Annotated in this window: 13 protein-coding genes; 11 read left to right on the top strand and 2 right to left on the bottom strand. The window is 28.0% G+C overall.

The window, feature by feature from the left end:
• Positions 1-119: 119 nt before the first annotated feature.
• From hydG to ACAG39_06455, 11 genes are all read left to right on the top strand, one after another.
• Positions 120-1,511: a [FeFe] hydrogenase H-cluster radical SAM maturase HydG gene (gene hydG, locus ACAG39_06505; GenBank protein MEZ0536890.1), complete on the top strand. Its 1,392-nt coding sequence runs from the start codon at positions 120-122 to the stop codon at positions 1,509-1,511.
• Positions 1,512-1,713: 202 nt separating this feature from the next.
• Positions 1,714-2,118 (top strand): thioesterase family protein, encoded by a 405-nt coding sequence (locus ACAG39_06500; GenBank protein MEZ0536889.1) that lies wholly within the window; start codon positions 1,714-1,716, stop codon positions 2,116-2,118.
• A complete protein-coding gene (locus ACAG39_06495) occupies positions 2,119-3,786 on the top strand; it encodes a formate--tetrahydrofolate ligase (GenBank protein MEZ0536888.1) in 1,668 nt (555 codons plus the stop codon).
• A gap of 23 nt (positions 3,787-3,809) precedes the next feature.
• Positions 3,810-5,060, top strand: a complete 1,251-nt coding sequence (locus tag ACAG39_06490) for an aminotransferase class I/II-fold pyridoxal phosphate-dependent enzyme (protein ID MEZ0536887.1) — start codon at positions 3,810-3,812, stop codon at positions 5,058-5,060.
• A gap of 122 nt (positions 5,061-5,182) precedes the next feature.
• The gene (locus ACAG39_06485) at positions 5,183-6,400 is read left to right on the top strand and encodes a zinc-binding dehydrogenase (protein MEZ0536886.1); all 1,218 of its coding nucleotides are present in this window, start codon (positions 5,183-5,185) and stop codon (positions 6,398-6,400) included.
• 45 nt (positions 6,401-6,445) lie between these two features.
• Positions 6,446-7,219 (top strand): PleD family two-component system response regulator, encoded by a 774-nt coding sequence (locus ACAG39_06480; GenBank protein ID MEZ0536885.1) that lies wholly within the window; start codon positions 6,446-6,448, stop codon positions 7,217-7,219.
• A complete protein-coding gene (locus tag ACAG39_06475; protein MEZ0536884.1) occupies positions 7,200-8,435 on the top strand; it encodes a HEAT repeat domain-containing protein in 1,236 nt (411 codons plus the stop codon). The genes ACAG39_06480 and ACAG39_06475 overlap by 20 nt, the downstream gene beginning before the upstream one ends.
• Positions 8,436-9,830, top strand: a complete 1,395-nt coding sequence (locus ACAG39_06470; GenBank protein ID MEZ0536883.1) for a glycosyltransferase — start codon at positions 8,436-8,438, stop codon at positions 9,828-9,830.
• 16 nt (positions 9,831-9,846) lie between these two features.
• On the top strand, positions 9,847-10,755 hold the full coding sequence (locus ACAG39_06465) for a hypothetical protein (GenBank protein MEZ0536882.1): 909 nt from the start codon (positions 9,847-9,849) through the stop codon (positions 10,753-10,755).
• Between the two features lie 16 nt (positions 10,756-10,771).
• A complete protein-coding gene (locus tag ACAG39_06460; protein ID MEZ0536881.1) occupies positions 10,772-11,785 on the top strand; it encodes a LacI family DNA-binding transcriptional regulator in 1,014 nt (337 codons plus the stop codon).
• Between the two features lie 24 nt (positions 11,786-11,809).
• On the top strand, positions 11,810-12,568 hold the full coding sequence (locus ACAG39_06455) for an alpha/beta hydrolase (protein ID MEZ0536880.1): 759 nt from the start codon (positions 11,810-11,812) through the stop codon (positions 12,566-12,568).
• A gap of 18 nt (positions 12,569-12,586) precedes the next feature.
• On the opposite strand, the gene ACAG39_06450 is transcribed toward ACAG39_06455, so the two are convergent.
• Together ACAG39_06450 and rpmB are read right to left on the bottom strand one after the other, a co-directional pair.
• The gene (locus ACAG39_06450; GenBank protein ID MEZ0536879.1) at positions 12,587-13,294 is read right to left on the bottom strand and encodes an FTR1 family protein; all 708 of its coding nucleotides are present in this window, start codon (positions 13,292-13,294) and stop codon (positions 12,587-12,589) included.
• Between the two features lie 451 nt (positions 13,295-13,745).
• Entirely contained in the window at positions 13,746-13,931 is a 186-nt protein-coding gene (gene rpmB / locus ACAG39_06445; GenBank protein MEZ0536878.1) for a 50S ribosomal protein L28, read from the bottom strand.
• Between the last annotated feature and the right edge of the window lie 210 nt (positions 13,932-14,141).

Below are 14,141 nucleotides of genomic sequence, written 5' to 3'. Positions count from 1 at the left end.
GTAATTTAATCTGAGGGGTTAGAGTATTTCTTACCCTGAGGCAAGAATTACGGCTTATTATGCCCTTTTCCTGCTTTGGGGAAAGGGCATTATTTTTTAAGAAAGGTAGATGGATAAAAATGAAGTATCTTCAAATTAATGATGCCGAAATTATTAATGAAAGGTTAATTGAGGAGTTAATAGAAAAAACTAAAAGTTTTGACAGGATAAGATTTAATGAAATCATTGAAAAAGCAAAGAAAGCAAAAGGATTAGAATTAGAAGAGGTTGCATTTTTAATAAATATTGAAGATCCTGAAGCATTAGAAGAATTATTTGAAGTTGCAAGAGAAGTAAAATTGAGCATTTATGGTAAGAGAGTAGTATTTTTTGTTCCACTTTATACAAGTAACGAATGTACAAATAATTGTCTTTATTGTGGATATAGGCATGACAACAAAATACTTCATAGAAAGACATTAACAACAGAGGATATTATTAAAGAAGCTAAGGCAATTGAATCTCAGGGACATAAAAGAATACTTTTAGTATGTGGTGAAGATCCAAATAAGACAAGTATTGGCCATATAACTTCAGCAGTAGAGGCTATATATAAAAACTGTGATATACGAAGAATAAATGTAAACGCTGCTCCAATGTCTATTGATGAATTTAAAATGTTAAAAGAAAGTGGAATTGGAACCTATCAGATATTCCAAGAAACATATCATAGAGAAACTTATAAAAAAATGCATCCACAGGGACAAAAAGCAAATTATAATAAAAGAATTACAGCAATATATAATGCTTATCAAGGTGGAATAGACGATGTTGGTATAGGCCCTCTACTTGGGTTATATGATTACAGGTTTGATGTTTTAGCAACTTTAATGCATATTAGACATTTTGATAATTTTACTGGTGGAGTGGGGCCACATACAATCTCCGTTCCAAGACTCAAATATGCTGAAGGATGGGCTTTAGATGGGATTCCTTATCCTATCAGTGATTTAGATTTTATGAAGATTGTTGCGGTATTTAGGCTTGCAGTTCCTTATACAGGTATTATATTATCAACTAGAGAAGCTCCAGATTTAAGAGATAAATTACTTGACCTTGGTGTTTCTCAGATTAGTGCTGGTTCTTCTACAAGCCCAGGTGGATATAAAGAAAAAGAGGAGCATGCAAATCAATTTGAACTTGCCGACCATAGAAATCTTATTCAAATGATGAATGTAATCTGTGAAAAAGGTTACATTCCAAGTTTTTGCACAGCATGTTATAGGAGAGAAAGAACTGGACACAAATTTATGGAGTTTGCAAAAGAAGGAGAGATACATGAATTTTGTCAACCCAATGCAATACTTACATTTAAAGAAGTATTGTTAGATTATGGAACAGATGAATTAAAGAAAAAAGGTGAAGAAATAATAAAAAAAGCATTAGATGAGATTGATAATATAAAATTAAAAGAAGAAACAATAAAGAGAATAAAGGAATTAGAACAAGGAAAAAGAGATTTATATTTTTAAAATTAATATATGGTGTCAAATAAAAAACTTAAAAAATTAAAAAAAAATCAAGAGGCTGAAATTTTTCTTTCTTAGACAGCCTCTTTCTTTATGCTTTCTTTTCACAAAATTGTTTGACATGTAAAAATTTTCGGATTAATATATAAATATAATTAATAATGTGAACAAAATTGTGCAACATATATTTTAGTGGGGGTTAAAAATGGAGTTTAACAACATAAAAGCTGGATTGACAAGTTCAATGCAAATAGTGGTATCAAATAAAGATACTGCAATATTTTATGGGAGTGGAACATTAGAAGTATTTGCTACACCTGCAATGATTTCATATATGGAACATGCTGCCATGATTTGTGTTGATGCACATTTACCAAATGAATATACAACTGTTGGGACAAAGATTGATGTAAAGCATTTAGCTGCTACACCTGTTGGGATGAGTGTATTCATTGAGGCAAAATTGTTAGAAGTTGATAGAAAAAGACTTTTGTTTAAGGTTGAAGCATATGATCAAAAAGAAAAGATTGGCGAAGGGTTTCATGAACGTTTCATTATAGAGAAGGAAAAGTTTTTGAATAAAACATATTCTAAATTGGCAGGTGATTAAATGAAATCAGATGTAGAAATTGCAAAGGAAGTTAAACTTAAATATATAGAACAAATTGCAGAAGAAATTGGGCTTAATCAAGATGAGATAGAGACTTATGGAAAATATAAAGCAAAGATATCATTAGATGCTTATGAAAGGCTAAAAAATAAAAAAAAGAACAACATCATTTTAATTACATCTATAAATCCAACCCCTATGGGTGAAGGAAAAACAACAACAGCTATAGGCCTTTCAATGGCAATTAACAAATTGGGTTTCTCATCTATTGTTACATTACGAGAGCCTTCATTGGGGCCATGTATGGGATTAAAGGGTGGAGCAACTGGCGGTGGCTATTCTCAAGTTCTTCCTATGGAAGATATAAACCTACATTTTACTGGTGACATTCATGCTGTTACAACAGCAAATAATCTTTTATGTGCTGCGTTAGACAATCATATTCATCAAGGCAATAAGTTAAATATTGACCCAAAAAGAATTTTAATTAAAAGAGCTATAGACATGAATGATAGGACACTAAGAAATATTGTAATAGGTCTTGGTGAAAAACAAAATGGTGTAATGCGTGAAGATGGTTTTATAATATCTGTTGCATCTGAGGTAATGGCAATACTGTGCTTATCTGAAAATATCTCTGATCTTAAAAGAAGACTTGGAAATATTTTAATTGCTTTTAATCAACAAGGTGAACCTATTTATGCTAAAGACTTAAAAATACATGGAGCTATGGCAGCATTACTAAAAGATGCTATAAAACCTAACTTGGTTCAAACTATTGAAAATACACCTGCAATTATTCATGGGGGACCTTTTGCTAATATAGCACACGGGACAAATTCTATATTAGCATTGGATATTTCAACAAGGCTTTGCGACTATACTGTTGTTGAAGCTGGTTTTGGTGCTGATTTAGGTGCTGAAAAATATTTTGATATTGTTTGTAGAAAAGCTGATGTATATCCTAATGCTGTTGTAATTGTTGTGACAATTAAGGCATTAAAGTATCATGGTGGTCAACAATTAGATAAGATTAATGAACCTAATCTGAAAACATTAGAAAAAGGGCTTGAAAACCTCAAAAAACATATTCAAAATATAAAAGCTTTTAATACAGGTGTTGTTGTTGCATTAAATAAATTTCCAAGCGATACAGATGAGGAAATAGACCTTATTAAAAAGCTTTGTGAGAAAGAAAATGTTGAATTTGCAATTTCTAGTGTATTTTCAAAGGGTTCAGAAGGCGGTATTGAACTTGCCGAAAAGGTTTTAAAAGTTTCAAATAATGTAACAAAGAAAAACTTCACATATCCATTAAATATGTCAATTGAAGAAAAAATAAAACAAATTGCAAAAAGAATCTATGGTGCTAATGATGTTGAGTTTTCAACAAAAGCACTAAAAGATTTAGAAACAATAAAGAAATTAGAGATATCACATTATCCTGTATGTATTGCTAAAACTCAATATTCATTATCTGATAATCCCAAGCTTTTAGGTAGGCCATACAATTTTACAATAAATATTAGAGAACTGAAAATTAGCAACGGTGCTGAGTTTATTGTCGCAATAGCTGGCGATATTATGACAATGCCTGGACTTCCAAGAATACCTTCAGCAGAAAATATTGATATTGATGAAAAAGGGAATATATATGGAATTTCATAAAAATTATAAGGAGGTTGTTTTTGATGATTGATACAACAAAATTTAGTTTAGCAGATTTTGTTAAAAGTGATGAAAAAAATATAATGGATTTAGCAAAAGAATTTTATGAATACAAAGAAGATTATGTTAAAAGAAGGCATTACCAGTATAGGAGAGTTTCATTAAGTGGTTCTGGTCCAACAATGACAGTTGTAGACCAATATACTGGTGAAATAAGAGAAATGATATATATGGCTTCGAACGATTACTTAAATTTAACTAAACATCCAAGAACCATTAAGGCAGGTATTGAGGCAACAAAAAAGTATGGTTCTGGTGCAGGTTCGGTTCCTCTTCTCGGCGGAACACTTGATATACATGTCGAGCTTGAGAAAAAACTTGCAGAGTTTAAAGGCTGCGAAGATGCATTAGTATACACAAGTGGATACGGTTCAAATCTCGGAACAATAGCAGCAATGTTACATGAAAAAGATGTTGCTATACTTGATATGTATGTTCATGCAAGTATAATTGATGGTTGTAGAAATACTAATATAGAATTTTTCAGACATAATAACATGGATTCATTAGAAAAGACACTTAAAAAGGTAAAGGATAAATACAATACAAAGCTTGTTATTGTTGATGGTGTATACTCTATGGATGGCGATATTGCACCATTAGATCAAATTGTTGAGATAGCACATGCTTATGGAGCTTTTGTAATGGTTGATGAAGCTCATGCAACAGGTGTTATAGGAAAGAATGGTAAAGGAACACCAGAACATTGTAATGTTGAAGGTAAAGTTGATATAGTAGCTGGTACATTATCAAAGGCTTTAGGAGCAGTTGGTGGATTTATTGCAACAAATAAAGAATTAGTTAATTACTTACATTTTTATTCACGAGCTTATATGTTTTCAACAGCACCTACACCACAAGCTACTGCTTCATTAATTGAAGCATTAAATGTTATTGAAGAGGAACCAGAGTTAAGGGAAAATCTCTGGAATAATATTAATTATTTCAGAGAAAATCTCTTAAAATTAGGTTTTGATTTAGGCAATCAACAAACAGCAATATTCCCAATAATTATTGGGGATGATTTGAAAGTTAAAGAAATATGTAGAGAAATGCATGAAATGAATATATATGTTAATCCTGTGTTTTATCCAGCTGTTCCAAGAAGGTTATCAAGAATTAGAATTTCATTGACAGCTGGGCATACAAGGGAACATCTTGATAGAACGCTTGAAGTGTTAGAGCATCTTGGCAAAAAATATGGCATAATATAATTAAATATTAAAGGATGTCCTTATGGTTAGTATTTTAAATCTAAACTACAATTATTAGTAGTTTTATAAATATTTTCTTATTAAAAGGACATCCTTATTTTTTAATAAAGGAGAGGAGTAAAATGAAAGCAATAGTTTTTGACGCAAATATAACTAAATATGTAAGAACGTTAGCATTAGGTAAACTATCAAAAAAGAATTTTTATGGACCTTTTTCATGCATTTCCTTAAAAGAAATTGAAAAACCAAAACTTCCATCTGATGATTATGTTCTAATAAAAACGAAATTTGCTGGAATATGCGGGAGCGACTTAAATCTAATATTTTTACATGATTCTCCTTCTACTTCACCTTTTGCATCTTTTCCGTTTGTTATAGGACATGAAAACCTTGGTGTGATAGTTGAAAAGGGTAAGAATGTAATGGATTTTAATGTTGGAGATAGAGTTATAGCTGATCCAGTTTTAGATTGCTATGCGAGAGAGATTGATGATATATGTGAGTCTTGTAAAGAGCATGAGTATTCAACCTGCCTTAATATAACTGAAGGCAAGCTTTCACCTGGAACTATAATGGGTGCATGCAATTCAACCTCAGGGTCATGGGGAGAATATTATATAGCTCATAAATCGCAACTCCTTAAAGTGCCAAATGAGGTAAAAGATGAAGAAGCTATACTTACAGATGCTTTAGCATCTGCAGTACATCCTGTTATGAGGAATTTCCCTAAGGATAATCAAAAAGTTTTGGTTTATGGAGCAGGAATAATTGGACTTCTTATTATATGGACACTTAGGAAGTTAGGAAGTAAAGCAAATATATCTTGTGTAGCAAAGTATAAATTTCAGCAAGATCTTGCGAAGGAATTTGGTGCAGATAATATTATATATCCATCTGAAAATTATTTTGAAGATGTTGCAAAGATTACAAATGCAAAGATTTTTAAACCGATGATTGGTGATAATGTTATGCTTGGTGGTTTTGATATTATTTATGATTGTGTCGCTTCAAATAAAACAATAAGAGATTCTTTGTGGATGACAAAACAAAGAGGAACCTATGTCTTAGTCGGATTAGCTAGTTTTCCTAAAGGAATTGATTTTACACCTGTATGGTTTAAAGAACTTAAAATAACAGGTGCATATTGTTATAGCACAGAGATATTGGATGGAAAAGAAATTTCAACATATGAACTTGCACTAAAGCTAATTCAGGAAAATAAAATACCTTATAATAAGCTAATTACACATATATTTAGCATAGATGAATACAAAAAAGCAATAGAGACAGCATCATCAAAAAATAGAGAAAAAAGTATAAAAGTGGTATTTAAATTTTAGATAAGAGTATATAATTTATATAAATGTTAGGGGAAGACTAATGTTATGTTGAAGAAAATTTTAATTGTAGATGAAAATCAATATATAAGAGATATATTAAAAAATAGGTTTTTAAATACTACTGATATAGATTTTTTATATGATGTTTATGATGCTGAAGATGGCGAAAAAGCATATGATATAATAAAAACTGAAAATATAAACGTTATCATAACTGACATTAATTTACCTAAAATTAGTGGATTTGAATTAGTTAGACAAATAAAGACTGATAATAATACAAGACATATTCCAATAATATTTTTAACACAAAATTTTCATAAAGAGATTAGAACAAAAGCTTATGAATATGGAGTTGTCGGAATTATTCAAAAACCATTTTCAACTAATGAGGTATACTATTTTGTGAAAACTATTTTAAAAATGCAAGAAGAATATATTTCTTTAAAGGAAATCAATGACATATTAAGCTTTTTGAAGAATATTATGTTAGTTTCAGAGCAAAATGTTATTGAAGAGTCTTATAACTTTATGAAAAAATACTTTAATAATTTTAGAATGCTTGGTATAAAAAGATATAATAAGGAATTCAATGTAGTTATAAATAATAATTTTCCTAAAAGTGAAGAAATAAATATTATAGAGAATATAGCTGAGTATAAATTTGATAATTTAAAACAATATATAATAATTGATGCTGGAGAAAAAAACTTAGAAATTTATCTTATACTTGATAAATATAATGATAATTTGAAATTTAGCTTGCTTCATGAAATACTTCACCTTTGGAGTGAATTAAATGGTAAAGATAATAAGTAAAAATGTTATAATATTTATTTTATTTTTAATTTTAATATTACTAATTATTACTATTATTTTATTTATATATAAAATAATTATAAGTATTAATCAAAAAAGAATTAAATTAATAAAGAATCAATTAAGGGAAAAAATTTATTCTATTATAAAAAATGGAAAGAAAGACCATTTTGATAAGAAACATTATATTTTTATTATGGATATCATAGTTAATGATTTTTATTGGGTTGAAGACATTGAAAAGCAAAGGCTTTATGAACATTTTAAAAGAGACGGCTTTATAAATTATCTAATTAAAAATTTAGACAGTATAAGTAAAAGGAAAAGGATAAAGAGTGCTAAAACTTTGAGTATTATTGGGAGCGAAGAAGAACTTGATGCTATTATTAAATCAATTTTTAAAAGGAAAATTGATGAAATTGGTATAATTGCTGAGCCTATGTTTATAATAATGAGCAAAATGGAGAATATTGAAAAATATTACCCATTTATAAAAACTATTATAGAAAATGCTTATAAACTTTCTTATTCTAATCAAAGGAAAATACAATACTTTGCTATATTATTGGGAAATAAACTTTCTAAACCTATTATTGAGATATTAAGAAATACAAATATTGTTAATAATATCTTATTCTGCATTATAATTCTTTCAGAAATTGCAACAATTGATGAAATTAAAATAATTGAGAAATTTTTAGATTATCCAAATGCAGAAATAAGAGCCAAAGCTTGCAGGGTTATAGAAAAATTAGGTTATATATCAGATGTAAAAAAACTTTGTTCTATAGCTATTAATGATAAACATTTTTATGTGAGATTAAGAGCAATATATGCACTTGGTAGACTAAATAATCCAACATGCTTAAATGTATTATTAGATTGTTTAGAAGATAAATTTTTCTACGTCAGAGATGCAAGCCTTAATGCATTAAAAAATTATGGCTATAAAATATTTAGTAATCTTATTGAATACTATAACAAATCTCAAGATAAATTTGCAAAAGATAAGATTATTGAAATATTTTATTATAATGATAATTTTAATATTTTAATTAATTCTTATTTAGGCAAAGTTCCTGATATATCAAAGGATTTATCATTAGAAATATTTAAAAAATTAAGTGATAATAACAAAAGTATTTTTACTTTAAAAACTTTAGAAAATAATTTTTATTATATTCTGAAAGAAAATTATCCAGAATTGGTGATATAAATGATAAGATTTTTTAATTACTTCTCATTATTTGTTACATGGTATATTTTAATTTTAAACACTATATATGTAGTCCTTTTATTAATCTCTCTGATTGGTATTATAGTATATATCAGAAATAAAATTGCTGGAAGAATTGTTGAAGTAATTGCCTCTGATTTAGCTCCTCCAGTAAGTTTACTAGTTCCTGCATATAATGAACAAGAAACAATAGTAAAAGCTGTAAAATCCTTTTTACAAATTGAATACCCTGAATTTGAGGTAGTTGTTATAAATGATGGTTCAAAAGATGATACTCTTGAGAAATTAAAAAATGAATTTAATTTATATATTGTTGATCGAAAATTTAGAAAATTAATTGATTCTAAAGATGTAATTGGTATATACTATTCAAAAAGGTATGATAATTTAATTGTTGTTGATAAAATTAATGGTGGGAAAGCTGATGCATTAAACTGCGGTATTAACGTATGCTCTTATCCATACATATGTACATTAGATGCTGACTCAATACTTGAAAGGGATTCCATTGCAAAAGTAATGCAGCCTTTTTTTGATGAACCAGATAAGGTTGTTGCAGTATCAGGTATTGTAAGAATAGTAAATGGTTCAATGTTAGACAACTTTGGTAAAGTTCAAGAGCTTCATGTTCCAAAGTCAAATATAGCAAGATTTCAAATTATAGAGTATTTTAGAGCATTCTTGGCTGCAAGAAAAGGGCTTTCGATGATTGGTTCTCTACTTATAGCATCGGGTGCTTTTGCAGGATTTAAGAAAGAAGATATTATAATGGCAGACGGGTTTAATACAAAAACTGTAGGCGAGGATATGGAGATAGTTGTTAGACTTAAGAAAATTGCTTATGAAAAAAAGAAAAAATCAAAGGTAATATTTGTCCCAGATCCTATCGTATGGACACAATGCCCTGAGAAGTTAGGCGATTTAGCTAAGCAAAGGAAGAGATGGCAAAGAGGACTAGCACAAGTTGTTTTTCAACATAGAAGTTTGTTTTTTAATCCAAGATATGGCATGTTAGGATTATTTGGATATCCATACCAAGTTATATTTGAACTACTAGGACCTGTAATTGAATTGATTGGATATATTATTGTCCCCATTTCTTATATATTTGGAATTATTAATATAAATGTTGCTTTGTTTTTTTTAGCTGTTGAAGTTTTATATGGAATAGCAATTTCCATTTTATCTGTATTATTCTCAGAGCTTTCAGAAAAGAAATATAATGGCTGGAAGGATTTTATTATACTTGTTATAATAGCTGTGGTAGAAAATTTAGGCTATAGACAACTAACTGTTTTGTGGAGAGTTATGGGTATTTATGAAGCAGTAGTTAGAAAACAAGGCTGGGCAAAAGCTGAAAGAAAAAAATTATAGTTTTTGGTGATTTGAAATGAAAAAATTAATAATTAAAGATGTATTAAAATTCACTTTGCTAAGTAATTCAATAATTGCATTAATTCTTTTCTTCGTATTTTCTAAACTTACTATAGAAAATATATTTTTATTATTTTTGTGTTTATTTTTTAGTGTAGTTTTAAATATGAGCATTTTTGTTATTTTTTTGTTACCCAAAGTATTAAGATATTTTAACAATATTGAGGTTATAAATAATTTTTTCAAAGATGTATTTGATAAAGAGTATAAAGATATATTTTGCTTTGATTACTTTGAGATGAAAGCTTTTTTGGATTGGCTTAGAGATAAAATTAAGTCACATGAAGATTGTGAAAAATCAAAAGAATTATCCAACCAAAGCAAAGAGATATTTTATAGTTTAGCTAATACAATAAAAAATATGGCTGATGAAAATAATGAAAAAGATATTAGTAAAATGGCAAACTCTCTTGTTAGTTTACTTGAGCTTAATGCTGATGCTCCAAGAATATTTAATAAAGTTACATATGAAACCTCAATATTTGAAAGTATACTTATTTCATATAAAGTAACACTGAAAGATCTAGTTGACATTATTGTTTTAGTTGATGATGATGTAAAAGATGCAATGGTTTTGCATGGAATATTTTATCCTATAGCCAGATTTTTTGCTGATAATATAAATAACAAGCATCCAATTAAGAAGATTATTAAGATATCAGCATCTAAGTTTAAAGATACATTAAATATAATTGTTTATTCAAATATTAATCTTCAAAAATTAAATGCTAATAATTTTATATTAGATAATCTAAACAATAGAATAAAATTATATACTAGTGTTAATTATGGATTGAAATATGAATACTATAATAATAGTTGTAAAATTGAAATAAATTTTCCGTTAATATATGATAAATACTAGTAAAGGAAGGATACTAATGGTTACAATAAAAGATATAGCACGTGAAGCCAATGTTTCTCCTTCTACAGTTTCAAGGGTTTTATCAGGAAATGCAAAGATAAGTAAAGAAACAATAGATAAAGTAATGGAAGTTGTTGAAAGATTAGGATATATTCCGAATGCAAGTGCAAAAAGTTTAGTCAAAAAAAAGGCTTTTGCGATTGGTATATTTATGCCTAGAAAAGTTGAGCAAGTTCTTACTGGTACTTTCTTTGATCAGGTTGTTTCAGGGATATGTAGTGTAATCAATGAGACTGAATATGATTTGGTATTAAATATATCACCACCTGAGAATGAGAAAAAAAGTTTAGAAAATCTAATAAAAAGTAGAAAAGTAGATGGGATTATACTATTATCTTCTAGAGTAAATGATTACTCTATTGAATATTTAAAGAAACTTAAATTTCCATTTATTGTTATTGGCACTCCTTATAAAAATAAAGAAAGCATAAATTGGGTTGACAACGACAACAAAAAAGCTTCGTTTGATGCAACAAATTATCTAATAAACTTAGGACATACTCAAATAGGTTTTCTTGGTGGCTTTGAAAATTTAGTTGTAACGCAAGATAGATTAGAAGGTTATAAGCAGGCACTAACTAAGAATAATATTGAATTCGACTCTGATATGGTAAAATTTACAGAATTAGAAGAAAAAAGTTCTTATGAAAAAGCTCGTGAATTACTCATGTTAAAAAATAGACCAACAGCTATTGTTTGTATGGATGATACAATATCATTTGCAACTATTGGAGCTGCTCGTGAATTAGGCTTAAAAATTGGATATGACATTTCTATTATTGGTTTTAACAACTCAATTTTTACCACGTTATCATATCCAAAACTAACCACAATTGACATTAATGTCTTTTACCTTGGTAAATATGCTGCAGAATTACTTTTAAAAGAACTTGTTGAGCCTCATAAAACTTACAAAAGACTCTTAGTAGAGCATAAATTAATTGAAGGGGATACTTGCAGAGCAATTTAAATAAATTTGTAGGAGGGAATTTTGATGCAAAAGCATATTGAACTTACAAACAAAGAGGGAAAAGTTTTAAGAGGATATCTACATATTCCAGACAACTTTGAAGGGACTATTCCTGCTGTTGCTATTTTTCATGGTTTTACTGGCAATAGAATGGAACCGCACTTTATTTTTGTAAAGCTATCACGAGAACTAGAAAAACAAGGAATAGCAAGTATAAGGTTTGATTTTGCTGGATCTGGCGAAAGCGATGGAGATTTTTTTGATATGACTGTTTCAAAAGAAATTGAAGATGCTAAAATTATTGTTGATTATTTATTTTCTTTACCATTTGTTGATAAAAGTAAGGTATCAATAGTAGGGCTATCACTTGGCGGTGCTATTTCTTCATATTTAGCTGGATATTATCAAGAAAAGTTGAATAAGGTTGTATTATGGGCACCGGCAGGGAATATGTTGGAGATTGCAAAAAATATAGTTGAAAACAACCAACAGGTTAAAACAATAGGATATTTAGATTTAGGTGGTTTAATTTTATCAAAAGAATTTTATTTGGATTTACAAAACTATGACTTTTTTGATATGATATCAAAATACCCAAATCAAGTATTAATTTTACATGGCACCAATGATACTGCAGTACCTATAACAGTTGGAGAAAAATATAAAGAGATTTTAGGGGAAAAAGCTACATTTATAAAAATTGATGGTGCAGATCATACCTTTAACAAATATGAATGGGAAAAAAGTGTAATAAACTTTACTGTAGAATTTTTAAGTAAATAAAAGATGCTGGAATATTAATTATTCCAGCTTTCTATTTTTGTTAATAAATAGCATATAGACTAAAACCATTATATAAATACCAGGTAATATTAATAATGTATTATTATCTGATTTAAAAATCTCTTTACTTATCTCTTCCAAAATATCTTTAAATATTCCGGCAGATACAATTATTAAAATTATATTTATTATCTTAAATAACCAATTAAAATTTATTTTAATAGAAAATTTAAATATAACAAATGCAAGAAATAAAGAAAAGGTTATTCCTAAAATTACTCCCCAAAAAATATTCATATCTCTATTGGTTATAAAGCTAGTCAATAGAAATACACTTAGCTCAATACCTTCACGCAAAACGTTGAAAAAAGAAACTAGTGAAATACCCAACGATAATGTTTTATGTTTTGAGATATTATCTGTAATTTGTTTTGATATATCTGATCTAACAATTTTAATAGAATATACAATAAATGATGTGATAAGTATAAATAAGATGCCTTTTGTTATAATTTCGAAAGCTTCAGATACTTCTTTAAATGCTTCATTTAGATTAAATGCAATAATACCAAATATAAAACTTACAAGGATACCAAGTGTTGTACCAATAATAAGACTCTTTTTAAGATTTTGTGTTTTTGTTGAGTTTATGAAACCAAGTATTAAGACAACAATAAGTATTATTTCAAAAACCTCACGAAAAGAAATTATAAATCCATTAAGCATTTTAATACCTCCGTTAATTAAATGAAATTGAAAATCATTATCAATTATAATAAATATATTTATCATTGTCAACTATTCCGATTAGAATTATATATAATAAAAATAATCACAAATTAAAAATATTATGAATATAATAAACTAAGCCTTAATATAAAATTATTAGATGAGCAAAAAAAATTATTTTAGAAAAAGATTCATTGGTTTTGTTTTAATATTGATAGGCATTGGATTACTAATAGCAATTATTATGCCACCATGGATATTAGTACTGATATTGGCTTTAGCATTAATTGGGTGTGGATGTTTTTTATTTTTTAAAGATGGAGGATTCAAGATATGAGAATAATGGTTTTAAAAATGCCCAAAATTTTCAGCAAACTAATAAAAAAACTATTTAAGATAAGTGATCAAAATTAAAGAGTTCAAGATAATATTATCTTGAACTCTTTTCTTATGCTCTTTCAACTTTACCTGCTTTTATGCAGCTTGTACAAACATACATTCTTTTGCTATGACCATTTATTAAAACTTTGATTTTCTTAACGTTTGGTCTCCATGTTCTACGAGTTTTTCTATTTGAGTGGCTAACTTGATTACCAAAAACAACTTTTTTATTGCAAATTTCGCACATTGCCATTTTCTTATCCCTCCTTCGCAAAACTTAAAACAGAGCATATCTATTGTAACATAACAACAGTATTCAAATCAACTATTTAGAAAATATAATTTAAACTCTTTACAAATCTTTTAAATCTGTGTAAAATAATAAAAATAAATTCTTCCAAAGGGGTGCAAATTATGATAATAATACGAATATGCAAAAGTATAATCTTAAAAATATCAGTGA

It is taken from the genome of Caldicellulosiruptoraceae bacterium PP1 (assembly GCA_041320695.1).
GTDB lineage: Bacteria > Bacillota > Thermoanaerobacteria > Caldicellulosiruptorales > Caldicellulosiruptoraceae > JBGGOQ01.
This window is presented reverse-complemented; position numbering and strand designations above follow the sequence as displayed.